This is a genomic window from Ruegeria sp. CDSA033 (genome assembly GCF_059612305.1).
Genome location: NZ_JBXWQI010000010.1, coordinates 37,707 through 63,343, shown reverse-complemented (window position 1 = coordinate 63,343; position 25,637 = coordinate 37,707). Strand labels below are relative to the sequence as shown.

The 25,637-nt window shown below is 58.6% G+C and carries 30 protein-coding genes; 15 read left to right on the top strand and 15 right to left on the bottom strand.

Annotated elements, in window-relative coordinates; genetic code table 11:
- Positions 1-70 precede the first annotated feature (70 nt).
- Both AC2FLA_RS14035 and lpdA read left to right on the top strand, forming a co-directional pair.
- Positions 71-460 (top strand): MAPEG family protein, encoded by a 390-nt coding sequence (locus tag AC2FLA_RS14035; RefSeq protein WP_472722843.1) that lies wholly within the window; start codon positions 71-73, stop codon positions 458-460.
- A gap of 89 nt (positions 461-549) precedes the next feature.
- Positions 550-1,938 (top strand): dihydrolipoyl dehydrogenase, encoded by a 1,389-nt coding sequence (gene lpdA, locus AC2FLA_RS14030; protein WP_496722941.1) that lies wholly within the window; start codon positions 550-552, stop codon positions 1,936-1,938.
- Positions 1,939-1,957: 19 nt separating this feature from the next.
- Here lpdA and AC2FLA_RS14025 read toward each other — a convergent pair whose 3' ends face one another.
- Entirely contained in the window at positions 1,958-2,536 is a 579-nt protein-coding gene (locus AC2FLA_RS14025) for a TetR/AcrR family transcriptional regulator (protein ID WP_496722940.1), read from the bottom strand.
- Positions 2,537-2,638: 102 nt separating this feature from the next.
- On the opposite strand from AC2FLA_RS14025, the gene AC2FLA_RS14020 reads away from it, so the two are divergent.
- Positions 2,639-3,232 carry an NAD(P)H-dependent oxidoreductase gene (locus AC2FLA_RS14020; protein ID WP_496722938.1) on the top strand — a complete coding sequence of 198 codons (594 nt, stop codon included), beginning with the start codon at positions 2,639-2,641 and terminating at the stop codon, positions 3,230-3,232.
- 8 nt (positions 3,233-3,240) lie between these two features.
- On the opposite strand, the gene AC2FLA_RS14015 is transcribed toward AC2FLA_RS14020, so the two are convergent.
- From AC2FLA_RS14015 to AC2FLA_RS14000, 4 genes are read right to left on the bottom strand one after another with little or no spacing between them, the layout of a single operon-like run.
- Positions 3,241-3,846 carry a pyridoxamine 5'-phosphate oxidase family protein gene (locus AC2FLA_RS14015; RefSeq protein ID WP_496722936.1) on the bottom strand — a complete coding sequence of 202 codons (606 nt, stop codon included), beginning with the start codon at positions 3,844-3,846 and terminating at the stop codon, positions 3,241-3,243.
- Positions 3,833-4,573, bottom strand: coding sequence for a lysophospholipid acyltransferase family protein (locus tag AC2FLA_RS14010; RefSeq protein WP_496722934.1), 741 nt, complete (start codon positions 4,571-4,573; stop codon positions 3,833-3,835). Before AC2FLA_RS14010 ends, AC2FLA_RS14015 begins: the two co-directional genes overlap by 14 nt.
- On the bottom strand, positions 4,573-5,472 hold the full coding sequence (locus AC2FLA_RS14005) for a cell division protein FtsX (RefSeq protein WP_282120101.1): 900 nt from the start codon (positions 5,470-5,472) through the stop codon (positions 4,573-4,575). Before AC2FLA_RS14005 ends, AC2FLA_RS14010 begins: the two co-directional genes overlap by 1 nt.
- Positions 5,469-6,146: a cell division ATP-binding protein FtsE gene (locus AC2FLA_RS14000; RefSeq protein ID WP_058273548.1), complete on the bottom strand. Its 678-nt coding sequence runs from the start codon at positions 6,144-6,146 to the stop codon at positions 5,469-5,471. Before AC2FLA_RS14000 ends, AC2FLA_RS14005 begins: the two co-directional genes overlap by 4 nt.
- Positions 6,147-6,330: 184 nt before the next feature.
- Here AC2FLA_RS14000 and AC2FLA_RS13995 point away from each other — a divergent pair, with 184 nt between their 5' ends.
- On the top strand, positions 6,331-7,062 hold the full coding sequence (locus tag AC2FLA_RS13995; protein ID WP_496722932.1) for a zinc-ribbon domain-containing protein: 732 nt from the start codon (positions 6,331-6,333) through the stop codon (positions 7,060-7,062).
- Positions 7,063-7,068: 6 nt separating this feature from the next.
- On the opposite strand, the gene AC2FLA_RS13990 is transcribed toward AC2FLA_RS13995, so the two are convergent.
- The 5 genes from AC2FLA_RS13990 to argH form a co-directional block, all read right to left on the bottom strand.
- On the bottom strand, positions 7,069-9,615 hold the full coding sequence (locus AC2FLA_RS13990) for a TIGR02302 family protein (RefSeq protein WP_496722931.1): 2,547 nt from the start codon (positions 9,613-9,615) through the stop codon (positions 7,069-7,071).
- Between the two features lie 36 nt (positions 9,616-9,651).
- Entirely contained in the window at positions 9,652-10,917 is a 1,266-nt protein-coding gene (lysA, locus tag AC2FLA_RS13985) for a diaminopimelate decarboxylase (protein WP_496722929.1), read from the bottom strand.
- A 53-nt stretch (positions 10,918-10,970) separates the two neighbouring features.
- Positions 10,971-11,120 carry a hypothetical protein gene (locus AC2FLA_RS13980; protein WP_496722927.1) on the bottom strand — a complete coding sequence of 50 codons (150 nt, stop codon included), beginning with the start codon at positions 11,118-11,120 and terminating at the stop codon, positions 10,971-10,973.
- Positions 11,121-11,202: 82 nt separating this feature from the next.
- Positions 11,203-11,385 carry an argininosuccinate lyase gene (locus tag AC2FLA_RS13975; RefSeq protein ID WP_496722925.1) on the bottom strand — a complete coding sequence of 61 codons (183 nt, stop codon included), beginning with the start codon at positions 11,383-11,385 and terminating at the stop codon, positions 11,203-11,205.
- On the bottom strand, positions 11,385-12,773 hold the full coding sequence (gene argH, locus AC2FLA_RS13970) for an argininosuccinate lyase (protein ID WP_496722923.1): 1,389 nt from the start codon (positions 12,771-12,773) through the stop codon (positions 11,385-11,387). Before argH ends, AC2FLA_RS13975 begins: the two co-directional genes overlap by 1 nt.
- 21 nt (positions 12,774-12,794) lie before the next feature.
- On the opposite strand from argH, the gene AC2FLA_RS13965 reads away from it, so the two are divergent.
- The 10 genes from AC2FLA_RS13965 to yddG all read left to right on the top strand — a co-directional run bounded on the left by AC2FLA_RS13965 (position 12,795) and on the right by yddG (position 20,798).
- Complete coding sequence (locus AC2FLA_RS13965; RefSeq protein ID WP_058273552.1) at positions 12,795-13,361, top strand: TlpA disulfide reductase family protein; 567 nt, start codon at positions 12,795-12,797, stop codon at positions 13,359-13,361.
- A gap of 92 nt (positions 13,362-13,453) precedes the next feature.
- Positions 13,454-13,783 (top strand): hypothetical protein, encoded by a 330-nt coding sequence (locus AC2FLA_RS13960; RefSeq protein WP_058278908.1) that lies wholly within the window; start codon positions 13,454-13,456, stop codon positions 13,781-13,783.
- A gap of 60 nt (positions 13,784-13,843) precedes the next feature.
- The gene (locus AC2FLA_RS13955) at positions 13,844-14,230 is read left to right on the top strand and encodes a hypothetical protein (RefSeq protein WP_496722921.1); all 387 of its coding nucleotides are present in this window, start codon (positions 13,844-13,846) and stop codon (positions 14,228-14,230) included.
- Positions 14,227-15,198, top strand: coding sequence for a sterol desaturase family protein (locus tag AC2FLA_RS13950; protein ID WP_282152489.1), 972 nt, complete (start codon positions 14,227-14,229; stop codon positions 15,196-15,198). The genes AC2FLA_RS13955 and AC2FLA_RS13950 overlap by 4 nt, the downstream gene beginning before the upstream one ends.
- Positions 15,199-15,288: 90 nt before the next feature.
- Positions 15,289-15,477 (top strand): hypothetical protein, encoded by a 189-nt coding sequence (locus tag AC2FLA_RS13945; protein ID WP_282120095.1) that lies wholly within the window; start codon positions 15,289-15,291, stop codon positions 15,475-15,477.
- A 103-nt stretch (positions 15,478-15,580) separates the two neighbouring features.
- On the top strand, positions 15,581-16,414 hold the full coding sequence (locus AC2FLA_RS13940) for an EAL domain-containing protein (protein ID WP_496722919.1): 834 nt from the start codon (positions 15,581-15,583) through the stop codon (positions 16,412-16,414).
- A gap of 183 nt (positions 16,415-16,597) precedes the next feature.
- Positions 16,598-17,773, top strand: coding sequence for an acetyl-CoA C-acetyltransferase (locus tag AC2FLA_RS13935; protein ID WP_496722917.1), 1,176 nt, complete (start codon positions 16,598-16,600; stop codon positions 17,771-17,773).
- A 187-nt stretch (positions 17,774-17,960) separates the two neighbouring features.
- Complete coding sequence (gene phbB, locus AC2FLA_RS13930) at positions 17,961-18,683, top strand: acetoacetyl-CoA reductase (RefSeq protein ID WP_058278814.1); 723 nt, start codon at positions 17,961-17,963, stop codon at positions 18,681-18,683.
- Between the two features lie 304 nt (positions 18,684-18,987).
- Positions 18,988-19,935: a transcriptional regulator GcvA gene (locus tag AC2FLA_RS13925; protein ID WP_496722915.1), complete on the top strand. Its 948-nt coding sequence runs from the start codon at positions 18,988-18,990 to the stop codon at positions 19,933-19,935.
- The gene (gene yddG, locus AC2FLA_RS13920; RefSeq protein WP_496722913.1) at positions 19,932-20,798 is read left to right on the top strand and encodes an aromatic amino acid exporter YddG; all 867 of its coding nucleotides are present in this window, start codon (positions 19,932-19,934) and stop codon (positions 20,796-20,798) included. The genes AC2FLA_RS13925 and yddG overlap by 4 nt, the downstream gene beginning before the upstream one ends.
- On the opposite strand, the gene AC2FLA_RS13915 is transcribed toward yddG, so the two are convergent.
- From AC2FLA_RS13915 to AC2FLA_RS13905, 3 genes are all read right to left on the bottom strand, one after another.
- Positions 20,795-20,959 carry a YdcH family protein gene (locus AC2FLA_RS13915; RefSeq protein WP_282152494.1) on the bottom strand — a complete coding sequence of 55 codons (165 nt, stop codon included), beginning with the start codon at positions 20,957-20,959 and terminating at the stop codon, positions 20,795-20,797. The genes yddG and AC2FLA_RS13915 overlap by 4 nt on opposite strands.
- Before the next feature lie 121 nt (positions 20,960-21,080).
- Positions 21,081-21,854 carry a tRNA1(Val) (adenine(37)-N6)-methyltransferase gene (locus tag AC2FLA_RS13910; RefSeq protein WP_496722911.1) on the bottom strand — a complete coding sequence of 258 codons (774 nt, stop codon included), beginning with the start codon at positions 21,852-21,854 and terminating at the stop codon, positions 21,081-21,083.
- Positions 21,851-22,066, bottom strand: coding sequence for a putative signal transducing protein (locus tag AC2FLA_RS13905; RefSeq protein ID WP_037316655.1), 216 nt, complete (start codon positions 22,064-22,066; stop codon positions 21,851-21,853). The genes AC2FLA_RS13910 and AC2FLA_RS13905 overlap by 4 nt, the downstream gene beginning before the upstream one ends.
- Before the next feature lie 56 nt (positions 22,067-22,122).
- On the opposite strand from AC2FLA_RS13905, the gene AC2FLA_RS13900 reads away from it, so the two are divergent.
- Positions 22,123-23,121, top strand: coding sequence for a polyprenyl synthetase family protein (locus tag AC2FLA_RS13900; RefSeq protein WP_496722909.1), 999 nt, complete (start codon positions 22,123-22,125; stop codon positions 23,119-23,121).
- Here the strand turns inward: AC2FLA_RS13900 and AC2FLA_RS13895 are convergent.
- Both AC2FLA_RS13895 and AC2FLA_RS13890 read right to left on the bottom strand, forming a co-directional pair.
- Positions 23,114-23,935: a 4-(cytidine 5'-diphospho)-2-C-methyl-D-erythritol kinase gene (locus tag AC2FLA_RS13895; protein WP_496722908.1), complete on the bottom strand. Its 822-nt coding sequence runs from the start codon at positions 23,933-23,935 to the stop codon at positions 23,114-23,116. The genes AC2FLA_RS13900 and AC2FLA_RS13895 overlap by 8 nt on opposite strands.
- On the bottom strand, positions 23,925-25,637 hold the full coding sequence (locus AC2FLA_RS13890; RefSeq protein WP_496722906.1) for a tetratricopeptide repeat protein: 1,713 nt from the start codon (positions 25,635-25,637) through the stop codon (positions 23,925-23,927). Before AC2FLA_RS13890 ends, AC2FLA_RS13895 begins: the two co-directional genes overlap by 11 nt.

Sequence of the window (25,637 nt, the reverse complement as noted above, 5' to 3'; positions counted from 1 at the left end):
GCCTCCCCATTGGGGGCGCGGCACGAACGGGTAACGCGATGACTTTCGACTGCTCAAAGGGAACCACTGGATGACCACGGAACTAACCGTCCTGACCCTTGCCGCATTACTTTGGGTCGCGCAATTCGTGGTCTACCTGGCTGCCGGGCACGGTAAGATTGACCTTGGCCTTGCGGTTGGCCCGCGAGATATCCCTTTTGACAAACCGGGGGTTTCGGGGCGTCTGCACCGTGCCCTCAGCAACCACACCGAAGGGTTGGTTCTGTTCGCAATTGCGGCGCTTGTCGTGACGGTTTCGGGCCAGTCGAACGGGCTCACTGCGGCCTGTAGCTGGATCTATTTGATCGTCCGCATCCTCTACGTCCCCGCCTACGCATTGGGTTGGACGCCTTGGCGAACCGTGATCTGGATCGTTGGCTTGGCGGCCAACACTGTAATGTTGCTGGCGGCTGTCTTTTGATTCAGTCGCTGACATGGATAATGTAATGGGGAAACGCCCCGGCGTGCAGAAAATTGCCGCCATCCCCGTAAACGATAAGGACCTGACACATGGCAAATTATGACGTTATCGTAATCGGATCAGGCCCCGGCGGCTATGTTTGCGCCATCCGTTGCGCTCAGCTGGGTCTGAAGACTGCCTGCGTCGAAGGGCGTGAAACTCTGGGTGGAACCTGCCTGAACGTCGGCTGTATCCCCTCGAAGGCGCTGCTGCATGCCAGCCATCAACTGCATGAGGCCGAGCATAACTTTGCCAAGATGGGCCTGAAGGGCAAAAGCCCCTCGGTCGATTGGAAACAGATGCAGGGCTACAAGCAGGAAACGATCGACGGCAATACCAAGGGTATCGAATTCCTGTTCAAGAAAAACAAGATCGACTGGTTGAAAGGCTGGGGCTCGATCCCTACCGCGGGTCAGGTCAAAGTGGGCGACGAGGTTCACACCGCCAAGAACATAATTATCGCATCTGGGTCCGAACCGTCCTCACTGCCCGGTGTCGACGTTGACGAAAAGGTTGTGGTGACTTCGACCGGCGCTCTGTCGCTGAACAAGGTGCCAAAGAAGTTGGTGGTGATCGGCGCGGGCGTGATCGGGCTGGAACTGGGCTCGGTCTATCAGCGTCTAGGCGCGGAGGTGACTGTGGTTGAATTCCTCGACGCGATCACCCCTGGCATGGACCCCGAAGTTCAGAAAACCTTCCAGCGCATCCTCAAGAAACAAGGCCTAAAATTTGTCATGGGCGCGGCGGTCCAAAAGACCGAAGCCACCAAGACCAAGGCAAAGGTGACCTACAAACTGCGCAAGGATGACAGCGAACATGTGATCGAGGCTGATACGGTTCTGGTCGCCACCGGACGCAAACCGTACTCGGATGGTTTGGGTCTGGAAGCTTTGGGCGTTGAAATGACACCGCGTGGTCAGATCAAGGTGGGGGCCGATTGGCAGACCAACGTGCCGGGCATTTACGCCATTGGTGACGTGACCGAAGGCCCCATGCTGGCGCATAAGGCAGAAGATGAAGGTATGGCCGCAGCCGAGCAGGTTGCGGGCAAGCATGGGCACGTCAACTACGGCGTCATCCCGGGTGTGATCTACACATGGCCCGAGGTTGCCAATGTGGGCGAAACCGAAGAGACGCTGAAAGAACAGGGCCGCGCCTATAAGGTCGGCAAGTTCATGTTCATGGGCAACGGCCGCGCCAAGGCGAACTTGATGACCGATGGGTTTGTCAAAATCCTGGCCGACAAGGAAACCGACCGCATTCTGGGCTGCCACATCATCGGCCCCGGTGCCGGCGATCTGATCCATGAAGTCTGTGTGGCGATGGAGTTCGGCGCCTCGGCCGAGGATCTGGCCCTGACCTGCCACGCCCACCCAACTTATTCGGAAGCTGTGCGTGAGGCTGCGTTGGCCTGTGGCGACGGACCGATTCACAGTTAATATGAAGCCCCGGCCGCCGTCAGGTTGCCGGGGTTAACCACGCGTCCAGATAGATTTCTAACCTATCTGAAAAACTCTCTGCTTCATGCAGAGCGCAGAATTTCAGTGACATTGACTGAATAGCAAAAGCCTGAACCCCCTCGGCCAGCAGGTCGGGGGAAATGTCCTTGCGCACCCTCGCGGTTTCCAACCAATCAGCAACCAACCGAACATAGCGCTCGAAGCAACGTGCTATGGGCCCGATCTCGGTGATCGCTGTAGCGCCAGAGTATCGAATGATCAGATCGAACACATAACGCTCGGACGTCATGAAGGAGTGGATCGGTTGCAGGGCATCGGCGATTTCGGGGGCCGTGCGTGGGGCGGGGCCCTGTTCGACCTGATTGAAACAGGCAACCAGCCTCTCACCAATCAGCATTTCCATTAGCGCGTCTTTGTCCCGGAAATGCGCAAAAAAGGTTCCCTTTGCGACCCCGGCGGCCTGAACCACGTCTTCCACCCGCAAAGCCTGATAGCCGTTTCTTTCGATAACGTCCTCTGCGGCCTCGATTAATCGGGCGCGCGTTTTAAGGGTTCTCTTTTGAACTGTCTTTTGCATATGCCCTGTTCGCATGTTTTTTGACCGTGGTCAAATTTAGTAATTGACCACGGTCATTTTTCTCATTTATAAACTGACCACGGTCATTTTTGGAGATTCGCGATGCACCCTAAGAAAATCCTGATCCTCGACGGACACCCAGGCGAAACCAGCCTGTCCCGAACATTTGCAGAAACCTATGCCGACGCGGCCAAACAACAGGGGCACGACGTTCGCATGATTCACCTATGCGACCTGCAATTTGACCATGACTTCGGTCAGGGAAACTATGAGGACTTCAAACCGTTAGAACCCGCATTGGAACAAGTGCTGCAGGATTTTGAATGGAGCGAACACCTTGTCCTGACGGCACCGATGTGGTGGGGCGGCTTGCCGGCCAAGCTGAAAGGTTTGATTGACCGGGCATTCATCCCCGGACGCACCTTCGACACGCGGAATACTACACGGATCGGCTTTCCAGCACCTATGCTGACAGGACGCACGGCGCGGGTCATCCTTACCTCTGACACGCCGGGTTGGTTCATGCGTTTCATCTACAGGCAAGCACTGATCCGCCAGATCCGCGATCAGATTCTGGGATTTGTCGGTTTCAAGCCGACCCGGTTCACTTACTTTTCGGGCGCCAGCTATCCTAAACCCGGCAGCGTGGACCGCTGGATATCAAAGGTAGCCCGGATCGGTGCCGCGGCTGCCTGATCCCGTGCCTACCACATCGTCTTCGCGGCGCGCACACCCCATTCTTGATCATATTGCGTGCCGCCTTCCTCGCCGTCCGACGCCTCGGCGAGGATTTCACCGACGGTCGGCACATGCGCGGTCTCGTCGCCACTGACCCAGGTACGGGCCCGCATCAAGGCACGGGCGCATTGGGTGTAAATCTCAGTGATTTCTATAACGATTACTGTTGCTGGTTTTTTGCCCTGCTTTTCGAACTGCGCACGCAAATTTTCATCAGCTGTCACATGCGCCGTGCCATTCAATCGCACGACACTGTTGGACCCCGGCACCATGAACATCAACGACACTCGCGGGTCGCGCACGATATTACGCAAGCTGTCCAGCCGGTTATTCCCACGCCAGTCAGGCATCGCCAGTGTGTGCGGATCAAGTTCCAGTACAACCGGGCCGTCGTCACCTCTCGGGCTGCCATCGACACCCTCGGGCCCAACGGTGCTGAGGATGCACAGGCGCGACGCCATGATCCATTTGCGATAAAGCGGTGTGAGCTGTCTGGTCACTTTGCGCAATGCAGGCGCGCCCGGTGTGCCGTAGAGCGCCTCGAGCATTTCAATGTCCTTAATGAGCTCCATCCGGTTCAAACCCCACTTCTCGCATCAATGCATTGGATCGTGTTTCGATCACGTCTTCCAGACGCCCAAGAAATTGATCCCGTCCAACACCCGGTTCGATCGGGTCAAGAAAGTCGACAATTGCAAGACCAGGTTTGCGCATAACCCCGGTACGCGGCCAAAAAACACCGGCATTCGTCGCAACCGGCACACAAGGAAAGCCCAGTCCTTCATAGAGAACGGCTGTCCCGACCTTGTAGGGTTTCTTCGCCCCCGGTGCGACGCGTGTGCCCTGCGGGTAAATCACAAGCTGCCCGGGCTCAGAGAACTCTTTAGCCACGTCTTTGACCATCTTGGCGACGGCAGCACCCTTTCTGCCGCGATCAACCGGTATACACCCAAGGCGACGGGCATAGAGACCGATAACCGGGGTATACAGCAGTTCCCTTTTCATGATGAACTTGCCATGCGGAATGGCGCTGAAGATCATGATGATGTCCAGGAAGGACTGGTGTTTGGCTCCGATCACGACCTCGTCCACGGGAACGTTTCCGCGAACCTCACACCGGATGCCTACCATCCAGCGGGCCAACCAGATCGTCGATCGCGCGTAGGTTTTACAGGCCTGCAAAGCCCCGCGTTTGGTAAACAGCGCGTAGGGCGCGAAAACGATACCAAGGATCAGCATCCACGCATAAATCACGATCATGAAGATCAAAGAGCGCACCCATTGGATCGCTGTAGCCATCACGAAAGCTCCTTCAATTTGCGCACGGCCGCTGTCCAGGTGGCCAAGAACGCCACCGCAGCCCCCAGCAGAGGTATCAGCGCAGGCAACAGCCAGCCAACCCCCTGAAAACCCAATCCGGTCAGAAACCCGCCCTCTACCGAGGCTTCGGGCAACAGCAGAACGCCAGTCATGCCGAACAGCACCCCGACCAGCGCACCGAAGAATGCGCGATATGTGAACCGCCGTACAAATGCGCTGGCGATGAAACGATCACGGGCACCGACAAGGCGTAGGACTTCGATGATCTGCGCATTGGCCGCCAGTGAGGCATTGGCCGCCAACGTGATCATCGCCGCCGTTGCGCCGCCGATCAACAGGATAGACACCCAGCCCAATCGCCGCAACGAGTTGGCCGCCTCGACCAGCGGCTCGCGCCAGCGTGAATGGTCGTCCAGCACGGCGCCGGGCACTTCGGCACCAAGACGCAAGCGCAAGCCAGCGGTATCAAGACCTGGTTCGCCCTCGATGATTTCTATCAGTTGCGGAATAGGCAGCGTATCAAGCGGCAAATCAGGACCGAACCACGGGGACAAAAGCGCAACCTGCTCCTCGGCAGTCAGGGCGCGTGCCGACGCAACGCCAGGGGTTTGGGCCAGCACGGTCAACGCGGCCTCGGTCTGGGCGGAAAGCTGTTCGGCGGGTGCGTTGATCCGCAAAGTGGCGGCCCCCGCCAGTTCTGATGCCCAACGGTCGGCCAGCCGGCCCGATGCCAGCGACAAGGCAAGCGCGAAAACGGCCAGAAAGGCCATCGCGCCGGAAACGAACAGGGTCAGTTGCGCCGTGTAGCCAGATGGCGGAACAACCCGATCTGCGCGTTTGTCGCGCACCAGCATGCTGCGGATGGTGCCCTTGTTCATAGATCCGCCCCCGCCAATTGAATCTGGCGCTGTGAAATACGAAGGACACGGGCCTGAACCTGGCTTTTGGCTGCGCGGATCAGGCTCAGGTCATGGGTTGCGATCAGCACGGTCTTGCCCATCTTGTTCAACTCGACCAGCAGGCGCAGCAATCGCTGGGACATTTCCCAATCCACGTTGCCAGTCGGTTCATCGGCCAGCACAACGTCCGGCGACAATATAACTGCCCGCGCCAACGCCGCGCGCTGACGTTCGCCCCCGGAAAGTTCCGGAGGAAGCGCATCAAGCCGTGTGCCCAGCCCGACCCAGTTCAGCAATTCCAGCAGGTCTTCTTTCTGCGCATTCTCGCCTTTGCCGGACACCATCAACGGTAAAGCGACGTTTTCAGCCAAGGTCATATGGTCCAGAAATCGGCAATCCTGATGCACGACCCCGATCCGGCGACGCAGCAGCGCCATCTGATCGCGGTCCAGGCGTGCAATGTCCTGCTCAAATGCGGTCATCCGTCCTGATGTGGCCAGCAACGCGCCATAACATAGCTTGAGCAAGGTCGTCTTGCCCGCACCCGACGGACCGGTCAGAAAATGGAACGACCCCGGCTGCAATTGAAGCGACACGTCGCTCAGCAACTCACCATCACCATAGGTGTAGCTGACGTTTTCCAGCTCGATCACAAGGGCCCCCAATTATTGTTGCCGCCCTTCTTGCCCGAGCGCGGTTGTGGTTTCAATGCCTGCACCGGGTCGAATTGGTGACACTTGTCGTGTGAAACCGAAAACACCCTTTGCGGTCAGGTCTTAACGGAATAACATCCCTGAAAAAACTATTATCAGGTCGGCCCCCCGACCGGGAGGCAGCATGCGTCTTACTTGTCCGAATTGTGGTGCTCAGTACGAAGTGCCAGACGAGGTCATTCCCGAGGAAGGCCGCGATGTGCAGTGTTCCAACTGCGAAAAGACTTGGTTTCAGGCCAAATACCCCGAAACTGCATCTGAACCGGTAAAGCCGGAAACGCCCGCGGACGAACCCGCGGCAAAGGCGGAAACGCCTGAGATTGTCGCGAAACCTGTCGAGGAGCCCAAATCAGAACCTGAACCTGCCGCAGCTTCCTCGACCGGCAATGTCGACCCTGCGGTTGCCAACATCCTCAAGGAAGAAGCGGCCCGCGAAGCAGACCTGCGCGCCCACGAAGGCGGCAGCCTTGAGACGCAGACCGATTTGGCACTCGACGCGCCGCCCGAAGTGGAAAAAGCCGCCAAGGACCTGATCGCGACAGAAACCGCAAAGGATTTCGGTCAGAAAGACGCGCTGCCGGATGTTGAAGCAATCAATTCCAGCCTGCGCAGCGACGACCCCCTGCCAAAGCTGGACGAGGACATGCCCCCGCCCCGCAAATCTGGCGGGTTCCGACGCGGATTCCTGCTGATTCTGGTTGTCGGCGTGATCCTGTTGCTGATCTACAGCAATTCTCAGAAGATTTCCGAAGCGGTGCCGCAGGCTGATCCGGTTCTCAACAGCTATGTCTCTCTGGTGGATCAGGCGCGTTTGTGGCTTGAGGCACAGACCGGGTCTGGCACGTCTCAGAACTAATTGAGATCAGAATCTCTCTAACAGGCGCTTGAGGTATTCCAGTTCGATCTGGGGGCGATCCGATTCCCCAGTCCGGCGGCGGATTTCGTCCAGCAATTCGCGAGCGCGGCGATAGACATCTTCACCCTGCAGCAGATTTTCATCGGTCGAGATTGTGCCATTGGCCCCCGGGCTACGGCCCAGCGGATCACGGTTGTCGGCTTGCATGTCGCCTTCCTGCGAACCTTGGCCCGGCTGGTTCTGCTGGTTTTGCGCCAGCGCTTCGCCCAGAGATCGCATGCCCTCGCGCAGGGCCTCCATCGCTTCGGACTGTTGGTCGATTGCTTCGGCCAGATCATCGCCGCGCAGGGCTTCTTCGGCACCCTCCATCGCGCGCCCGGCACGGTCCAGCGCATCGCGCGCGGCGTCACCTTCGGGCGTTCCGGTTCCGGGCAATCCTTGCTGCTGGCGGTTCAGCTCATCGCGTAAGGCCTGTTGGCGATCTGCAAGTGACCCCTGGCCTTGCTGGCTGCCGCTGCCCTGTTCGTCAGTCCCCTGACCCTGACCGCCTTGTCCTTCGTGGCTCTGGCCCCGGCCCTGCCCACCCGAGCGGCCTTCGTTGCCCTGGCTTTCGCCGGCTTGCGCGCCGGGGTTGAACTGTTCCTGCAGATCACGGAAGGCCTGATCGCTCAGACCCTGTTGTTCGCGCAGAGTTTCGGCCAATCCTTCCATCGCCTGCTGGCCTTCGGACTGTTGTCCCTGACCCTGGCCCTGGGTAACGCGCATATTCTCCATCATCTGCTGGAACTCTTCCAGCGCTTGCTGCGCCTCGGCCATGCGGCCCTGTTCCATCAACTCCTGAATTCGGTCCATCATGCGTTGCAGGTCGTCCTGCGTCATTTGCATGGACTCGCCGTCCTGACCTTGCTGGTTCTCGTCGAACTCGCCGTTTTCCTGCGCCAGACGTTGCAATTGGCGCATGTAGTCCTGCGTTGCCTCGCGCAATTCCTGCATCAACTCGGCGATCTCTTCATCGGTGGCACCGTTTTTCATCGCCTCGGTCAGACGTTCCTGCGCCCGGCGCATGCGTTCCAGCGCGTCGGCAAGGGTGCCGTCTTCTATCAGAACGCCTAGCTCCCAAAGCGCCTCGGCGATTTCTGCCTGCTGTTCCTGTTTCAGGCCGTACTCGTTGAACATCTCCAACCGGCGTAGGATCACGCGCAAGCGCAGATAGGCGGTGTCGGACCGGAAAAGCTCTTCGGGCAGGTGCGATACCGCCCGCAGCATCTGCGAAACCCGGGTCGCGTTTTCGCGCGTCCACAGTAGATCGCGTCGCTGTTCGATCACGGCAGCCGCCAGCGGATCAAAGAACCGACGGGCGGGCAGCGCAGTCGCATACGGCTCGGATTGCCCCTCTTGATCCGCCGCGTCTCGGGCCATCAAAGTGATTTTTACCGGCAAATGCGCCCATGGATGCTGTGAAAAATCCTCGATTAGATCTTCGGTGAAATCCGCCCGGTCGCCGGTGATCGGCATGGGTAGTTCAACCGTTATGACCTCGCGCGGCTCAGGCGCAGCCGTCAGACCATACTGCCGGTCGACTGAGGCCAGATCCAATTCGATCACAGCCGAGCCGGATACCACGCCATAATCATCGCTGGCAGCAAATGGCAGTTTCATCTGACCGCCGGCCTCGGACTCGGCGGAACCGGCCACGGCCACCTGTGGGCGGGTATCCGCAATAACGTTCAGCGCCCAGTCGCGGCCCGATGGGCCGTCGATTTTGAACTGGCCCGAGCGTTCGACGACAAAATCCTGCTCCGGCTCGGTGGCCGCCTCAGTGCCCAAAGGCGTGGTGGTTTCCGTCAAACTGTGCGCGCCGATTTCCCCGTAGAAGCGAAGAGTGATACGACTGCCCTGCGGAACGGACAACGTCGGATCGGATTGATCAGCCAGATACAGCGTCGGTAGCCCGGTATAACGGGGCGGCTCAACCCAGCCTTCCCAGCTTGGACCTTGCCCTGCCACGGCGGCGCCCGGCGTCATCTCGGCCACCGAGCCGATGCGCCAGAACGACCCGAACATCGCCGCGATCACCAGCGCCAGCAACGCCGAATAGCGCAGCGCATAAGGGTCGCGATCCGCCAGCCGCAAATCGGGTTTGACAGGTTCGGCCTGCGCAACACGTCGCGCCATCCTATTCTGGTGCGCACGCCACAACGCGACAGAATCCGCGTCCATCGCGCCGATGGCCTGATCATCTATCAAAGCTTGGATAGGCCGTCCCGGCATCGCCGCATCCAGCCGCATCAGCGCTTCGGCCCGTGAAGGGAAATGGAATCGCCTTGCACCAACAAACAGCGTAGCGGCCAGCCCCAACAGTGCGACAGCGCCCACGCCCCAGACGATTTCAACGCGGACCTCGTCCTGCAAGCCCAGCATCAAAGCCGCCAGAATTGCCATCAAAACCGAGAAAAACGGCCAAAATGCGCGCAAAAACTGCTCGGCCAGCATCCCTGCGTGCGTCAGCCACAGGGACAGTCTTGGGACCGGCAGATTGTGTTTTGCGCGCAAAGCGGGCCTCCTGATCGGGCCCACGCGCCTATCGCGTCAAAGCCACTCAGGTATGGTATCGCGGTTTATGATTTCGTCAAAGCTTGGCCGTTCACGAATAACTGCAAATTGATCCCCGTGCACCAGAACCTCGGGGATCAGGGGGCGGGTATTGTATTCGCTGGACATCACTGCGCCGTAGGCCCCGGCGCTGCGGAAGGCGACCAGATCGCCAGGCGCAAGGGGCGGCATGTTGCGTTCCTTTGCAAAAGTATCACCGCTTTCGCAAACAGGGCCAACAATGTCATAGGGTTGTTGTTCAACGCCCGGAGCGGGTTCCTGCACGGCAACGATATCGTGATGTGCCTCGTACATAGCCGGACGGATCAGGTCGTTCATCGCGCCATCCAGAATCAGGAAGTCACGACCCTCGCCAGATTTCACGTAAATTACCTTGCTGACCATCAGACCGGCGTTTCCGGCAATCAGGCGACCAGGTTCGATCTCGATCTCGCAGCCCAGATGGCCCAGCGTTTTCTTGATCAACGCGCCATACTCCACCGGCAACGGTGGTGCGTCATTGGCGCGGGTGTATGGAATGCCCAATCCCCCGCCCAGATCAAGGCGTCGGATATTGTGTCCCTCGGACCGCAACTTTTCGGTAAGTTCGGCGACTTTGGTGTAGGCCAGCTCGAACGGCTCCAACTCGGTCAGTTGCGAGCCGATGTGGACGTCGATACCGATCACCTCCAGCCCCGGAAGGCTGGCGGCGTGGGCATAAACCTCAGATGCGCGGGCGATCGGGATGCCAAACTTGTTCTCAGATTTGCCAGTCGCGATTTTGGCGTGGGTTTTTGCGTCCACGTCCGGGTTCACCCGAACGGTGATTGGTGCGACCACTCCGAGTTTCAACGCGATGGCGTTGATCACTTCCATCTCGGGTTCGGATTCGACGTTGAACTGGCGGATACCGCCGCTCAGCGCAGCGCGGATCTCATCCGCGGTCTTACCAACGCCCGAGAACACGATCTTGTCGCCCGGAACGCCGGCCGCCTTGGCACGCAGATATTCCCCGCCCGAGACCACGTCCATTCCCGCACCGGCCTGTGCCAGCGTCTTCAGGATCGCCTGATTGCTGGCCGCCTTCATCGCATAACACACCAGATGATCCATGCCGTCCAGTGCATCGTCAAACAGCTGGAAATGCCGCAATAACGTCGCGGTGGAGTAAACATAGAATGGTGTTCCGACCGCAGCTGCGATTTCGGAAATCGGGACATCCTCGGCGTATAGCGCGCCGTCGCTGTAGAGAAAGTGATCCATGACTGCGCGCTTAGACCAAAATGGCCACGCGGATCAATGGATTCCGCGCAAGATCAGTTCGATGTGGAAACACCGACCCGGCCATAGCCAGAGATTTTGATGCCGTTCCCGGTTGATGTCTCTGCGGGCTCGGGGCGGGGTTTATATGTTGGGTCGCAGGCTGCCAGTACGACAAGCGAGAGGATCAGGCCGATGGTTTTCATTGTCTTGACTTCTTTTTTGATTTTGGCGCTCGGCCACTATGCCGTTCAAATAGGCATGGTTATGCGAGATTGCTATCGACGATTACAGCCCCAGGAAAACGCCCAGCCCACCGCGTCGCAGGCCGACCCCGACACCGCCATAGGTACCGCTGCTGCCGACACCGATATTTGCGCTCATCGTGGGTTGGATGGGTTCGCCATCCGCTCCGCAGCCTGCCAGGGCAACCCCGGCCGCGATTAGTAGGACCACACGTAGTATCTGCATCACACCAGCGCCTTCCACCGCTTGACCTGGGCACGCACCTGATCCGGTGCAGTGCCACCAAAAGACTGGCGTGAGTTTACCGAATTTTCGACGGTAAGGACAGAATAGACATTGTCGGTGATGTCCGCATGGACCGATTGCATGTCTTCCAGCGTCAGATCAGGCAGGTCACAGCCCTTGCTTTCGGCCATGGCGACCAGCGATCCGGTAACGTGGTGCGCGTCGCGGAACGGCAGGCCCGGAACACGGACCAGCCAATCGGCCAGATCGGTCGCGGTCGAAAAACCAGACCCTGCGGCGGCAGCAAGGCTTTCGCGGTTGGCCGTCATGTCCTTGACCATGCCTTCCATCGCGGCCAGAGCCAGCATCCAGTTGTCGGCGGCGTCAAAGACCTGTTCCTTGTCTTCCTGCATGTCCTTGGAATACGCCAGAGGCAGGCCCTTCATCACCATCATCAGTGCAGTATTGGCACCGTAAATCCGACCCACCTTGGCACGGATCAGTTCCGCCGCATCAGGGTTCTTTTTCTGCGGCATGATTGACGAACCGGTCGAGAACCGATCAGACAGCGTAACAAACCGGAACTGGGCTGAAGACCAGATCACCAGCTCTTCGGCAAAGCGCGACAGGTGTACAGCGCAGATTGAGGCGGTCGACAGAAACTCCAGCGCGAAATCACGGTCGCTGACGGCGTCCAGCGAGTTGGCGGCAGGGCGGTCAAAGCCCAGCGCCTCAGCCGTCATCTGACGATCAATGGGGAAGGACGTTCCAGCCAGCGCGGCAGCACCCAAGGGGGATTCGTTCATCCGGGCGCGTGCATCGCGGACGCGGGACAGATCGCGGCCAAACATCTCGACATAGGCCATCATGTGATGGCCCCATGTGACGGGCTGCGCCACCTGCAGATGGGTAAAGCCGGGCATGACCCAATCGGCGCCAGCCTCAGCCTGCGCCAAAAGCGCGCGGATCAGGGCCAGCAGGCCGGATTCAGCCGCATCAAACTGATCGCGGACCCAGAGTTTAAAATCGGTCGCCACCTGATCATTGCGCGACCGGCCTGTATGCAAACGACCTGCGGGTTCGCCAATCACCTCTTTCAGGCGCGCCTCGACATTCATGTGGATGTCTTCCAGCGCGGTCGAGAACTGAAATTCTCCGTTCTGGATTTCTGACAAAACGGTGAGCAGCCCTTCCCGAATAGCCTGCGCATCACTATCAGTTATAACACCTGTGGCAGCCAGCATGGCGGCATGGGCACGCGAGCCTGCAATGTCCTGGGCTGCCATCCGCTGATCGAACCCGATCGAGGCGTTGATCGCCTCCATGATCGCGTCTGGACCGGCGGCAAAGCGGCCGCCCCACATCTGGTTCGAAGATTGATCGGTCATGTAAGAAAACCCGGAGTTGATATGCGCCTATTTCGTCTGATCCCCCTTTATATGGCCCTTGCGTTGGGTGCAAACGCGGCTTTGGCCACGGATGCCGAAACTCTGGCACCGCTCCGGGAGGACTCCCTGAAACGGCTGATCCTGCACAAAGAGCCAAAACCAGTCGAAGCAGTTGAATTTCAGCTTGAGGATGACGGCGGCACCGCGACGCTTGCGGATTACAAGGGCAAGTATGTTCTGCTGAACTTCTGGGCCACCTGGTGTGCGCCGTGCCGCAAGGAAATGCCCCAGATCGCAGAGCTGCAAGAAGAATTCGGCGGCGACAAGTTCGAGGTCGTAACACTGGCCACCGGGCGCAACTCGCCAGCCGGGATCAAGAAGTTTTTCGAGGAAAACGGCATCGACAACCTGCCACGTCATCAGGATCCCCAATCGGCAGTTGCACGCAAAATGGGCGTGATCGCCCTGCCAATTACTGTCATTCTGGACCCCGACGGCAACGAGATTGCTCGATTGATTGGCGATGCCGAGTGGAATTCGGACAGCGCCAAGGCCATCGTTTCAACCCTTGTCGAGGGCAACAGCTGAAGCATCAGGCCTTCCTGAACGTTTTGTGCTATGCTGAAACCGGCCCAGATGGGCCGGTTTTCGTTTGCAACCTGAAGGAAGGGGAGACGACGATGAAACCGGTAGTTCTGTTGATTGGAAAATTGCCCAACGTGATCGGTGATGTTGCGCGTCAATTGGATCACCTTCCGATCCAATGGCTTGGCGCGCATGATCAGGAAGAAGTCAAACGGCAACTGGACGAAGAGCCGCGCATCGCCTGCGCGATCATGGGTGCCGGTCTTGATGACAGGATACGCGGCGAGATGGTGGGCATCATCGCGGCGCGCAGGCCCGATATCTGTATTCACCTAAAGGATCGCGCCTCGGGGCCGGACGGGTTGGTGCCGTTTGTCCAGCGAGTTGTCCAGTATGAGGTTCTGGACAGTTTGGAACATAGCTGACGCGACGCCACCTTTGACAGCCTGCCTGCCGCTTTGCACTCTGCCGCGCAGGAGGACGGAATGCCGCTTGAAATTCTATTGGTTCTGGTGATCGGAGGCATCGCCGGGATAACCCTGTTGCTGCACCTGTCAGGTAGATCCCGATTGCGCGTGCTATCGCCCGAATTGGCGTGGTCAGAATGGCTGCGCCATGCGCCGGATGATACGATCATCGATGTCACCGTTGCACATGACGGGCACGCGGCCCTGATCCGAACCGAAACAGGAAATGGTCTGCTGTGGTCTTTTGGCGCAGACACCGTTGCCCGGCACCTGCTGGACTTTGATCTGCTGGATCACCCGCAAGGGTTCGAGGTTCAATTCCACGACTTTGGAACGCCCAAAGCCATAATCCACCTTGATGAACGCGAACGCCGCCACTGGCAGCACCTGATGGAGCCCGCATGACCGACCACGTGACTTTCCCGGACGCCGTGCAGTGGGCCGTCCCCTTTTTCATAGCTGCCATTCTGGCCGAGTTTCTGTGGATCGCCGTCAAAGGACGCGGTGGCCGCTATGAGACGCGGGACGCTGTCACATCGCTGATCATGGGGGCTGGCAACATCGCATCCGGCTTTCTGTTGGGGTTCATCGCCTATGCATTCTTCATGTGGCTGTGGCAGATCACGCCGCTGAACCTGGGCACCTCTATCCCCGTTATCCTTCTGTGCTTTGTGCTGGATGATTTCCGCTATTACTGGGTGCACCGCTTTGGTCACCGCATTCGCTGGGTCTGGGCCAGCCACGTGAACCACCACAGCTCGCAACACTACAACCTGACCACCGCCCTGCGTCAGACATGGACCTATACGTTTACCTTCATGATGGTGGTTCGCGCGCCTTTGATCCTATTGGGTTTCCATCCGGCGATGGTCTTGTTCGTCGGTGGTCTGAACCTGATCTACCAGTTCTGGATTCATACTGAAGCCATCGGCAAGATGCCCCGCTGGTTCGAGGCGGTGATGAACACGCCCAGCCACCACCGCGCCCATCACGGTCGCAACGCGCGTTATCTGGATTGCAACTATGCTGGCGTTTTCATCATCTGGGACAAGATGTTCGGAACATTTGTCCCCGAACAGGAAGATGACCGCGTCGACTATGGGCTGGTGCACAATATCGGCACCTTCAACCCGCTGCGCGTGGCCTTTCACGAATGGGTTGGAATTTGGCGCGACGCGACACAACCGGGCCTGACAATGCGTCAGCGGCTGGCTTATTGCTTTGCACCCCCCGGCTACAGCCATGATGGCAGCCGGGACAATTCCGAACAGATCAAGGCCAAGCATCTGGACCGCCACCCGGAAGATCGTGGAACGCCCGGATTCGAACAATTCGACACCAAACAGCCCAATACGCAGGCAAAACAGGCCTGATACCGCCGACCTATCCGACCTGATTCTTGAAATCCGGCCCTCGCGTCCCATATCCAATCGATGTGTGCAGTGCGAGTAACCGGAGGCAACATGACCAGACTGACAACCCTTTCCACCGTTATGGGCCTTACTGGAGTGGTGCTCGCAATGTTGACGGCTCTGGCTGGCGGTGCGACCGGAATCGTCGCGTTGGGCTTTGGCATGATGCTTTTGGGGTTCATGGGTGCGGTGGTCGGTGGTTTTGCAGCGCTGGGACGCATCTGGGAAACGACACGTTGACCCAAGCCTGACTTCAATCAATTGCGTTTGTCTTAACCGCAGATTCATACCTTTCCTCTGAAATCGTCACCGGACCGGCGGCGTTAAGGGAAACGGGTTGCACATGCGGAAGAAGGTACTGGCAGATTTGTCCGAAGGTGGGGACAACCCCTTGAACGCGGCTGTCAAATCCCGCGATGCCTCGACGATTGAAATGGCGACCGAGGCGGTGAAGCACAAACAGTGCAAACTGGCCTTTCAACCTGTGATGCAAGCGAACAGGCCGCATGACGTCGCTTTCTATGAAGGGTTTATCAGAGTGCTGGATGAAACCGGTCGGGTCATCCCCGCGCGCGAGTTCATGCCACAACTGGAAAACACTCCAATCGGGCGCGAATTGGATTGTGTCGCGCTTGAAATGGGATTGCGGACGCTGACCAAAAACCCCGACATTCGCCTGTCCATCAACATGTCTGCCCGTTCGATCGGTTACGCGCGATGGTCGCGTGTGCTGGAGCGGTTTTTGAAGAATGACCCCAATATCGGCGAAAGGCTGATTTTGGAAATCTCAGAAAGCTCGGCTATGACGGTGCCTGAGCTGGTGATCGATTTCATGGACCGGCTGCAGCCGCGCGGCATCGCCTTTGCGCTTGACGACTTTGGGGCCAGCAACTTCAGCTTTCGCAATTTTCGCGAGTTTTTCTTTGATGCTGCCAAGATCGACGGCCAGTTCATCCACGGAATCGGCGAAAATACGGACAATCAGGCGCTGGTGCGGGCCTTGATCGCCGTTGCGCGAGAATTCGAGATTCTGGTGACCGCCGAATCAGTCGAAACACAGAAGGATGCCGAATTCCTTATCGCAAACGGCGTCGACTGCCTGCAGGGTTTCCTGTTTAGCGCCCCAACCGTTTCCGCCCCGTGGAAGGCGGAAAAGCGCAAACATACAGCCAGTTAGAGTGATTTATCCGGTCCACGCCCGACCTGAGGCAAGCTGACCGTTGCTGCAACTGCAGCGTTGCGCTATGCCATGTGGAGTTGGAGCGGGGAACATGAGGCGCTCTCACTGCAACAGAGTTATCTCTGTGCGATCCGCGCCGTCGAATATCCCGCAGGACCTTGACGGTAAAGGATTGTCTAAATGACCAACGTAGTAATCGCATCCGCCGCGCGCACCGGAGTGGGCAGCTTTGGCGGCTCGTTTGCAAACACACCCGCGCATGATCTTGGGGCCGCCGTACTGGAGGCCGTAGTCGAACGCGCAGGCGTGGAAAAGGGCGAAGTCAGCGAAACCATTCTGGGACAGGTGCTGACGGCAGCTCAGGGTCAAAACCCCGCCCGTCAGGCGCATATCAATGCCGGTCTACCACAAGAAAGTGCGGCATGGGGCCTCAACCAGGTTTGCGGCTCGGGTTTGCGCGCCGTTGCTTTGGGCGCACAGCACATCCAACTGGGCGACGCCGATATCGTTGCTGCCGGTGGTCAGGAAAACATGACTCTCTCGCCCCACGCCGCCGCTCTGCGTGCCGGTCAAAAAATGGGCGACATGAAATACATCGACACGATGATCCGCGATGGTCTGTGGGATGCGTTCAATGGCTATCACATGGGCCAGACCGCTGAAAACGTCGCCGAGAAATGGCAGATCAGCCGTGACATGCAGGACGAATTCGCCGTCGCCTCGCAGAACAAGGCTGAAGCCGCGCAAAAGGCTGGCAAGTTCGCCGACGAGATCACGCCCTTCACCATCAAGACCCGCAAGGGCGACATCGTGATGGATGCTGACGAATACATCCGCCATGGCGCCACCATGGAAGCGATGGCAAAGCTGCGTCCGGCCTTCGCAAAGGACGGTTCGGTCACGGCCGCAAACGCATCCGGCTTGAATGACGGCGCGGCGGCGACCCTGCTGATGTCCGCCGAGAATGCTGAAAAGCGCGGGATCGAGCCACTGGGCCGTATCGCATCCTATGCAACCGCCGGTCTGGATCCGTCGATCATGGGCGTAGGCCCGATCTACGCTTCGCGCAAAGCGCTGGAAAAAGCGGGCTGGTCCGTTGACGATCTGGATCTGGTCGAGGCGAACGAAGCCTTTGCCGCACAGGCTTGCGCCGTGAACAAGGACATGGGCTGGGATCCGTCGATCGTGAACGTGAACGGCGGCGCAATTGCCATCGGTCACCCGATCGGTGCTTCGGGCTGCCGCGTTCTGAACACGCTGCTCTTCGAAATGAAACGCCGCGACGCAAAAAAAGGTCTGGCGACCTTGTGCATCGGTGGCGGCATGGGCGTCGCCCTGTGTGTGGAGCGCGACTAAGTGCTTTGACAAGCGAATAGAAAAGGGCGTCCCTTGGGCGCCCTTTTTTGTTACATTGGGGCCTTAACCCAAAGATGCGACGATATTGCCACGCGGAATTTAGAGAATCATGACGAAACAATATTGCGCACGATCACCTCTCAAAGTAACAGCATTACCAAGACGACTTTAATTGGAGGATTCCTAAATGGCACGTACAGCACTCGTAACCGGCGGCTCCCGCGGCATCGGCGCAGCAATTTCCAAGGCGCTCAAGGCCGAAGGGTACAATGTTGCAGCCACCTATGCGGGGAACGACGAAGCCGCCGCGAAGTTCACCGAAGAGACCGGCATCGCTACCTACAAGTGGAACGTCGCTGATTACGACGAATCCAAAGCCGGAATTGAAAAAGTCGAAGCCGAGGTTGGCGCGATCGACATCGTGGTTGCAAACGCGGGCATCACTCGCGACGCGCCATTCCACAAGATGACTCCCGAACAGTGGCACCAGGTCATCGACACCAATCTGACTGGCGTGTTCAACACCGTGCACCCCGTCTGGAACGGTATGCGCGAGCGTAAGTTCGGCCGCGTCATCGTCATCAGCTCAATCAATGGTCAGAAGGGCCAGTTCGCTCAGGTGAACTATGCCGCGACCAAAGCGGGCGATCTGGGCATCGTGAAGTCGCTGGCGCAAGAAGGCGCGCGCGCAGGCATCACCGCCAACGCCATCTGCCCGGGCTATATCGGCACCGACATGGTTATGGCGGTACCTGAGAAAGTGCGCGAATCGATCATCGCGCAAATCCCGGCTGGTCGTCTGGGCGAGCCCGAGGAAATCGCGCGCTGCGTGGCGTTCCTGGCATCCGACGATTCTCAGTTCATCAATGGCTCGACCATTTCGGCCAACGGTGCGCAATTCTTCGTCTGATCTGAGGCGCAGAAAAGTCAACGGGCCGGTCCATTGCGGACCGGCCCTTTTTTAATCCCGTAAGAACGCGCGCGCTGCGCTCAGCGGGAACCGAAGAGCCACATAAGGGCGTGTTTGATCATCTTGCCACGTTCAGCATGGGCCCGCTGAAAGGCGCGGGCAGCTGCGGGGTTAGTCGTCATTTCGATCATGGCAGTCTTCCTTTCAGTTCAGCTTTGATTGACTTGAACCCAATATGCGCCTTATCAAGAAAGGTGACAAACGAGCTTTCTTTGGGTTTCAGTTAAGATATTCTTGTGTATTGATGAGCGACTATCTTCCCCCGTTGACCGCCCTGCGTGCCTTCGACGCCGCAGCACGCAACATGTCCTTTGCCAAAGCCGCAGAGGAGTTGCGCGTGACCCCTGCAGCCCTGTCTTTCCAGATCAAATCACTGGAGGAACATCTGGGCCGCCCCTTGTTTCACCGCTTGAACCGCGCGGTTGAGTTGACCGAGGCCGGACGCGCCCTTGCCCCCGGCGCGGCTGAAGGATTCGCCGCACTGCAGACGGCGTGGCAAGCTGCGCGCCGGCAAGGCAACGATACCTCGCTGACCGTGACAGCAGGCCCGGCACTGACAGCCAAGTGGCTGGCACCGCGCCTGTATGAATTTGCACGGGCGCATCCCGAGATTGACCTGAAATTCTCGGCAACGTTGCGGATCATGGACCTTGAACGTGATGACGTGGATGTCGCCATTCGATTTGGCTACGGTGGGGATGAAGGATTGTATTCCCTGCCGGTTCGCAAGGAATGGCTGACCCCGGTAATGACACCAGATCTGGCCGAGCAATTCCCCACCCCCGACAGCCTGCGGGACGCACCATTGATCTTTGACGATTCGATTGCGTTCCTACAACCGCCCAGCGATTGGCCGACCTGGTTCCGCGCGGTCGGAGTGGATTATGCCCCAACGCATGGGGCGCATTTTTCGAACGCAGACCACGCAATTGATGCTGCGGTTGCGGGCGTTGGCGTGGTACTGGGTCGCCGGGCTATGATCTTGAAGGACCTTACCGAGGGACGTCTTGTTGCTCCGTTCAAAACCGCTATCGAAACACAAGGCCGGTTTCGGTTTCTGTGCTTGCCGGGTGCAGAAAACAGACCCCAAATCGCCGCTTTCCGCGACTGGTTCATGGCCGAGATCGAAAAGACCGCGCATATCTCGGACGAATTCAACATCATCCCGGTCGAAGAGGTTCAAAGCCTATGACCAAATCGCGCGCTACAGCCATCGGGTTTGCCGCCGTCTTGCTGTGGTCGCTGCTGGCCTTGTTCACCGTCGGGTCATCCCCCACGCCGCCACTGTTGCTGAATGCAATCTGCTTTTCGATTGGTGGAACACTTGGCCTGATCTGGACTTGGCGCAGCGGTGGGTTGCGGCAATTGCGGGACGTGCCGTGGACCACCTATCTGTTCGGCACAATCGGGTTGTTCGGCTATCACGCGCTGTATTTCTCAGCCCTGCGCATGGCCCCGGCGGCCGAGGCGGGTCTGATCGCATATCTCTGGCCATTGCTCATCGTGTTGTTTTCCGGGCTTTTGCCGGGCGAACACCTGCGAATCGGGCATTTGTTCGGCGCGTGCCTTGGGTTTGCAGGGGCTGCCGTGATCATCGCCGGAGGTGGCAGCACTGGGTTTCAGACCGACCACCTGCCCGGCTACGCCTTGGCCTTGTTATGCGCGTTGACGTGGTCCGGATACTCGGTCCTGTCGCGTCGGCTGGGCGATACGCCAACCAGCTCTGTCGCCGTTTTCTGTATTGCGACCGCCATAGCATCCGGTGTGCTGCACCTTGCTGTCGAAGATACCGTCTTGCCTGACAGTGCCTTTAGCTGGGCGTCAGTGATCGCACTGGGCCTGGGGCCGGTGGGGTTGGCGTTCTATGTTTGGGATATCGGGGTTAAACAGGGCGACATACAGCTCTTGGGGACGGCGTCCTACGCGGCACCCTTGTTGTCTACGCTGGCTTTGGTTGTGGCCGGGATCGCCGCCCCGTCCTGGGGTCTGGCGATCGCGGCGCTATTGATTACTGGCGGCGCGGCCATAGCCGCGCGGGCGAGTATGAAGTCCTAGGCTGATAGGCGTTCGATCTCTTCTTTTAGCCTTAGTTTTTGTTTCTTGAGTTGAGCGATATGGAGATCATCGATGCCTGGCGCGCGTTGGGCTTGTTCAACTTCAAGACCGAGGTTTTCGTGCTTTTTCTTCAGTTCGGTCAGATGTGCGCTCACGCTCATGGCGATACTCCTTCGTTGGTGTCTCAGGTTCACGTAAGAAGTTGACCACATCGTTTCCAGCCTGTCACGCCGCAGACGCACAGAATCTGTAATAAATCCGACAAATTCGGCTGGTTAATGCCTATTGATCAGAAAACCCCGGCAACGAGGCCCCTTTGCGCAACACGTCTGAGACCTGTGGCGTATAGCTTTCCCCATCACGTTCGTGCCGATCCCCGTCGTGTAAAACGACTAGCGCACGCAGCTGAAAGTCGGCGCGCCCACCCTTTCTGGCCCGTAAAATTACCAATTCTGCCTTGCGACCGGCTCTGGCGGCCAGTGGCAGGATTTCAACCGATCCCAGCCGCCCTTCGCACGCCATCAACATGTCTGGAAGACGGTTGGCTTTCTGGATCATGTGCAAGTAGCCGCGGGGTGCGAGGCGCTTGGCCGCGCAGTCAATCCATGTCTCCAAAGGCGTTTGCTCGCCCAACGCGATACTGCGCCCCGTGTCATCGGCCGGGCTATGCGCGCCAGCACGGTAGTAAGGCGGGTTTGCGATTACATGATCGAATTGCCGCTGTTTGAGCGTGGCTGGCAATGCACTGAGGTCGGCCTCGACAACCTCCAGCGGCGCGTCATTTTCCGCGGCGTTTCGGCGTGCCAATTCTGCATAGCTTGCCTGTAACTCGACCCCAACGGCCTGCAGACCCGACACGCGGGCCAGCAAGCACAGGATCGCGGCACCCGCGCCACAGCCCAGTTCCAACACGGTGTGACCACGTGTCGCCGGGACGACCGCTGCCAGCAAAACCGGGTCAACCCCCGCGCGATATCCTGCGCGCGGCTGCAACAAATGCACACGCCCGCCCAGAAAATCATTTTGGGTCAATTCACTATCGGAAAACAGGTTCATCTGCCCAGCGGGATTTCGTTGTCACGCATTACCCGTTCAGCGCGGGTCAGGTCATCGGCTCGCACCATCAGGCGGCGCGGAAAGATTCCTATGCCTCCTTCGAGGATGCTCATATTTACGTCCATCTGAAAGCAGTCTATATCCTCGCCCTCAAGAAGGGCGGAAGCAAAGGCCAGAATCGTCGGATCGGTGCTGCGCAAAAGTTCTTTCATGGGGATGGATGTAAGGGCAAGGCAAGGCGGAAGTCGAGCCTTGTATCAGGAGAGTGATGAACATCGACACGATCTCGAAACCGCATGAGCGACTGGCAGAGATTCTGGTCGGCGAAATGGATGCCGTAAACCAGTTGATCCGTACGCGCATGGCCTCGGAGCACGCACCGCGCATCCCGGAAGTGACAGCGCATCTGGTTGAAGCAGGCGGCAAGCGTCTGCGCCCAATGCTTACGCTGGCGGCAGCCCGGATGTTTGGCTATCCGGGTGATCATCACGTGCGACTGGCCGCGACAGTCGAATTTATTCATACCGCGACCCTGTTGCACGACGATGTCGTTGATGAAAGCGCCCAGCGGCGTGGCCGTCCCACGGCGAACCTGTTGTGGGACAATAAATCCAGCGTTCTGGTCGGCGACTACCTGTTTTCCCGCAGTTTCCAGCTGATGGTTGAAACCGGGTCGCTGCGGGTGCTGGACATTCTGGCCAATGCCTCGGCCACCATCGCCGAGGGCGAAGTGCTGCAGATGACCGCAGCCACCGATCTGGGCACTACCGAGGCCATTTACCTGCAGGTCGTGCGCGGCAAGACCGCCGCACTGTTTTCCGCCGCAACTGAGGTAGGCGGTGTGATTGCTGGCGCGGCTGAGGATCAGGTTAAAGCGCTATACGAATACGGTGATGCGCTGGGAATTGCATTCCAAATTGCCGATGACCTGCTGGATTATCAGGGGGACAGCAAGGCGACCGGAAAGAATGTCGGCGACGACTTCCGCGAGCGCAAACTGACCTTGCCCGTCATCAAGGCCATCGCACAGGCCACCCCGGAAGAGCACGCCTTTTGGGAGCGTACAATTGGTCGAGGCCGTCAGGAAGACGGCGATCTGGACCATGCGCTGAGCCTGATGAACAAATACGGCACGCTGGACGCAACACGGTCGGACGCGTTTGGCTGGGCCACCAAAGCCAAGACCGCGCTGGACGCGCTGCCGGATCACGAGATCCGGTCGTTGCTGCGCGATCTGGCCGATTACGTGGTTTCGCGCCTCAATTAAGCTGCGTGGCGCGGCACCACCAATCAGGGTGCGCCGCGCCAATCTCGTAGGCTGCGACGTGGGCGGCTTTCATGGTTGGGTAGAGCGCAAAACAGGTCGAACCCGAACCTGACATCCGAGCCAGCAGAACATCTTTCGTATCCGACAGATCATCCAGCACCCGGGCAACCTCGGGTGCGATGCCCTTTGTCGGTGGCTCCAAGTCATTGCGTTGTTCCTGCAGCCAATCCGCGCATGCCTTGGGCGTTTCAAAGACCGGGATATCATCGGGCATTGGCGGGTTTTCGCGGCTCTGCAAGGCAGAGAATACGGCGCCAGTTGGGACTTCGACACCAGGATTGACCAAAAGCGCGGGCAATTGCGGCAATGAGATCGGCTGCAACCGCTCGCCGATGCCACGCATCCGGGTGGCCCTTGCCATCATGCATACCGGCACATCCGCACCAAGGGTCAGGGCAGTTTCGCTGGGAATCTCCACACCCTGATCTGCGATCATTCGCAGTGTCGCCGCGGCGTCGGATGATCCGCCGCCGATGCCGCCACCGTGGGGCAACGCTTTGTTCAGGTTGATATGCCCGGTCCATCCAGCGGCGACGGCAGCTTTCCAGACTAGATTTCGGTCGTCCGCCGGAACTCCCTTGGCGTGTTCACCGGCCACTGACATCGACAGCTCTGACCCCAGCGTGAATTCCAGTTTATCCCCGACATCTGCAAACACGACGAGAGAGTCCAGCAGATGATATCCATCATCGCGTCGGCCGGTCACATGCAGGGTCAGGTTGATCTTGGCGGGCGCGAAACCCTCAATTGCCATTGGCGACTTTCAATGGATCGGCGCCTTCTTCGGCCAAGACTGCGTCCAGACCCACGTCAATCTTGCGACGAATGCGCTCGGGGTCCGCTTCACCATCCGTGTCGTCGGGGTCAACAAAGGACAGAGCACGCTTCCACTGAAATTCAGCTTCACGCGCGCGGCCCACGGCCCAATATACATCGCCAAGGTGGTCATTTACTACGGGATCAACCGGCATCAGCTCGACCGCGCGCTCCATATGCGCAACGGCTTCGTCATAGCGGCCCAGTCGGAACAAAACCCACCCAAGACTGTCGACAATATAGCCGCTGTCAGGGCGCGCCGCGACAGCGCGTTCGATCATGTTCAGTGCTTCGTCCAGCTTTTCCTGCCGTTCGACCAGCGAATAGCCCAAATAGTTCAGAACCTGTGGCTGATCGGGGTTCAGTTCCAGCGCGCGACGGAAATCGGCCTCAGCCGCTTCCCAGTGCTTGAGACGCTCATGCGAGATGCCGCGGGCGTAATACAAAAACCAGTTGCCGCTGACACCCTGCTCGGTCAGTTCGATAGCAGTGTCATAGGTCCCAACGGCGTCGACATAGTTTTCTTGCCGTCTTTGCAGATCAGCCAGGGCCACATGCACACTGGGCAGGCTGGGGCTTTGCGCCGCGAGGTTCTGCAAAACTTCGGCCGCAGCGTCCGTTTTTCCCGAACGGCTCAGAACCTCGGCCCGGCCCAACTCGGCCGCGTGGTAATCGCTGCTGGTGGATGGCACCATGCGATAGGCTTCGACGGCCAGGTCATATTGTTCCAGCGCATCCAGCAACTCGGCGCTTAGTAGGATTGCGTCCACGTGGTCCGGGCGCAGGAACGCGGCAATCCGGGCATAGAGAAGTACATAGTCCTGTGACGCCTCACTGCTAAGCGCGGCACCAACAGAAAAGAACACTTCAGTCATACCGTCCTGCGCCGACTGTATGTGTGTAAACGGCAACGTTTCACCCGCCTTCAAACGCGCCACGTAACCTTCGATGGATGGGTCGCTGCCCGCCGCGAAAACGTCTTTCAGATATTGCAGGGCGTCTTCGTTGCGGTCCAGCTGCGACAATACTTCGGTCCGGGCCAAGGCCGCCCGGCGCGAGAACCGCGACACCGCGCCGTTGTTTGCCGCAAAAATCTCTTCGGCCCCTTCGAAGTCACCAATCGACGCCAGCGCCAACGCCTTGTGGTAAAGCGCGAATTCCAGAAGCCCCTCTTGGGTGCCGACTTCGTCGAACTTTTCCATCGCTTTGGTCATGGCACCTTGCGCCACATAGACCCAACCCAGAACCAAGCCATCTACTAATGGCCCAACACCTTGGGTTTCAGGATCACGAGCAAGCAGCTCATCCAGCTTTCCGTCGTCAATCAGGTTGGCCATGATGACCATCTTTGCCGCCTGACTTGGCAGTTCAAGCGCCTCAATTGACTGCGCAACCGGCAGCGCGCGCTCAATCTCACCCAATGCAAGACGCGCTACAACGACGTTTTCCAGAAGTTTGCCATTTTCAGGGTCGGCGCGCAGGGCCTGCGCATAATATTTCTCGGCAGAAATATAGTCGCTTTGATAAATCGCCTGACGTCCGGCCAGATACGACCCAGAGCCAGAATCCGACAGCGCCGGGAATGCAAATGACGAGGTTAACAGCGCGGCAAATGCCGCGCGACGAACGAGGGAAGCCAC

Bases quoted from the DNA above. Each gene is read 5' to 3' on its own strand.
- AC2FLA_RS13915 (WP_282152494.1), bottom strand. From the start codon at position 20,959: ATGAGCGTGAGCGCACATCTGACCGAACTGAAGAAAAAGCACGAAAAC.
- phbB (WP_058278814.1), top strand. From the start codon at position 17,961: ATGGCACGTACAGCACTCGTAACCGGCGGCTCCCGCGGCATCGGCGCA.
- AC2FLA_RS13905 (WP_037316655.1), bottom strand. From the start codon at position 22,066: ATGAAAGAACTTTTGCGCAGCACCGATCCGACGATTCTGGCCTTTGCT.
- AC2FLA_RS14035 (WP_472722843.1), top strand. From the start codon at position 71: ATGACCACGGAACTAACCGTCCTGACCCTTGCCGCATTACTTTGGGTC.
- AC2FLA_RS14015 (WP_496722936.1), bottom strand. From the start codon at position 3,846: ATGGAGCTCATTAAGGACATTGAAATGCTCGAGGCGCTCTACGGCACA.
- AC2FLA_RS13965 (WP_058273552.1), top strand. From the start codon at position 12,795: ATGCGCCTATTTCGTCTGATCCCCCTTTATATGGCCCTTGCGTTGGGT.
- AC2FLA_RS14020 (WP_496722938.1), top strand. From the start codon at position 2,639: ATGCACCCTAAGAAAATCCTGATCCTCGACGGACACCCAGGCGAAACC.
- AC2FLA_RS13955 (WP_496722921.1), top strand. From the start codon at position 13,844: ATGCCGCTTGAAATTCTATTGGTTCTGGTGATCGGAGGCATCGCCGGG.
- AC2FLA_RS13895 (WP_496722908.1), bottom strand. From the start codon at position 23,935: ATGGCAATTGAGGGTTTCGCGCCCGCCAAGATCAACCTGACCCTGCAT.
- argH (WP_496722923.1), bottom strand. From the start codon at position 12,773: ATGACCGATCAATCTTCGAACCAGATGTGGGGCGGCCGCTTTGCCGCC.
- AC2FLA_RS13950 (WP_282152489.1), top strand. From the start codon at position 14,227: ATGACCGACCACGTGACTTTCCCGGACGCCGTGCAGTGGGCCGTCCCC.
- AC2FLA_RS13960 (WP_058278908.1), top strand. From the start codon at position 13,454: ATGAAACCGGTAGTTCTGTTGATTGGAAAATTGCCCAACGTGATCGGT.
- AC2FLA_RS14005 (WP_282120101.1), bottom strand. From the start codon at position 5,472: ATGAACAAGGGCACCATCCGCAGCATGCTGGTGCGCGACAAACGCGCA.
- AC2FLA_RS13910 (WP_496722911.1), bottom strand. From the start codon at position 21,854: ATGAACCTGTTTTCCGATAGTGAATTGACCCAAAATGATTTTCTGGGC.
- AC2FLA_RS14010 (WP_496722934.1), bottom strand. From the start codon at position 4,573: ATGGCTACAGCGATCCAATGGGTGCGCTCTTTGATCTTCATGATCGTG.
- AC2FLA_RS13995 (WP_496722932.1), top strand. From the start codon at position 6,331: ATGCGTCTTACTTGTCCGAATTGTGGTGCTCAGTACGAAGTGCCAGAC.
- AC2FLA_RS13975 (WP_496722925.1), bottom strand. From the start codon at position 11,385: ATGCAGATACTACGTGTGGTCCTACTAATCGCGGCCGGGGTTGCCCTG.
- lpdA (WP_496722941.1), top strand. From the start codon at position 550: ATGGCAAATTATGACGTTATCGTAATCGGATCAGGCCCCGGCGGCTAT.
- yddG (WP_496722913.1), top strand. From the start codon at position 19,932: ATGACCAAATCGCGCGCTACAGCCATCGGGTTTGCCGCCGTCTTGCTG.
- AC2FLA_RS13900 (WP_496722909.1), top strand. From the start codon at position 22,123: ATGAACATCGACACGATCTCGAAACCGCATGAGCGACTGGCAGAGATT.
- AC2FLA_RS13925 (WP_496722915.1), top strand. From the start codon at position 18,988: ATGAGCGACTATCTTCCCCCGTTGACCGCCCTGCGTGCCTTCGACGCC.
- AC2FLA_RS13980 (WP_496722927.1), bottom strand. From the start codon at position 11,120: ATGAAAACCATCGGCCTGATCCTCTCGCTTGTCGTACTGGCAGCCTGC.
- AC2FLA_RS13945 (WP_282120095.1), top strand. From the start codon at position 15,289: ATGACCAGACTGACAACCCTTTCCACCGTTATGGGCCTTACTGGAGTG.
- AC2FLA_RS14025 (WP_496722940.1), bottom strand. From the start codon at position 2,536: ATGCAAAAGACAGTTCAAAAGAGAACCCTTAAAACGCGCGCCCGATTA.
- AC2FLA_RS13940 (WP_496722919.1), top strand. From the start codon at position 15,581: ATGCGGAAGAAGGTACTGGCAGATTTGTCCGAAGGTGGGGACAACCCC.
- lysA (WP_496722929.1), bottom strand. From the start codon at position 10,917: ATGGATCACTTTCTCTACAGCGACGGCGCGCTATACGCCGAGGATGTC.
- AC2FLA_RS13935 (WP_496722917.1), top strand. From the start codon at position 16,598: ATGACCAACGTAGTAATCGCATCCGCCGCGCGCACCGGAGTGGGCAGC.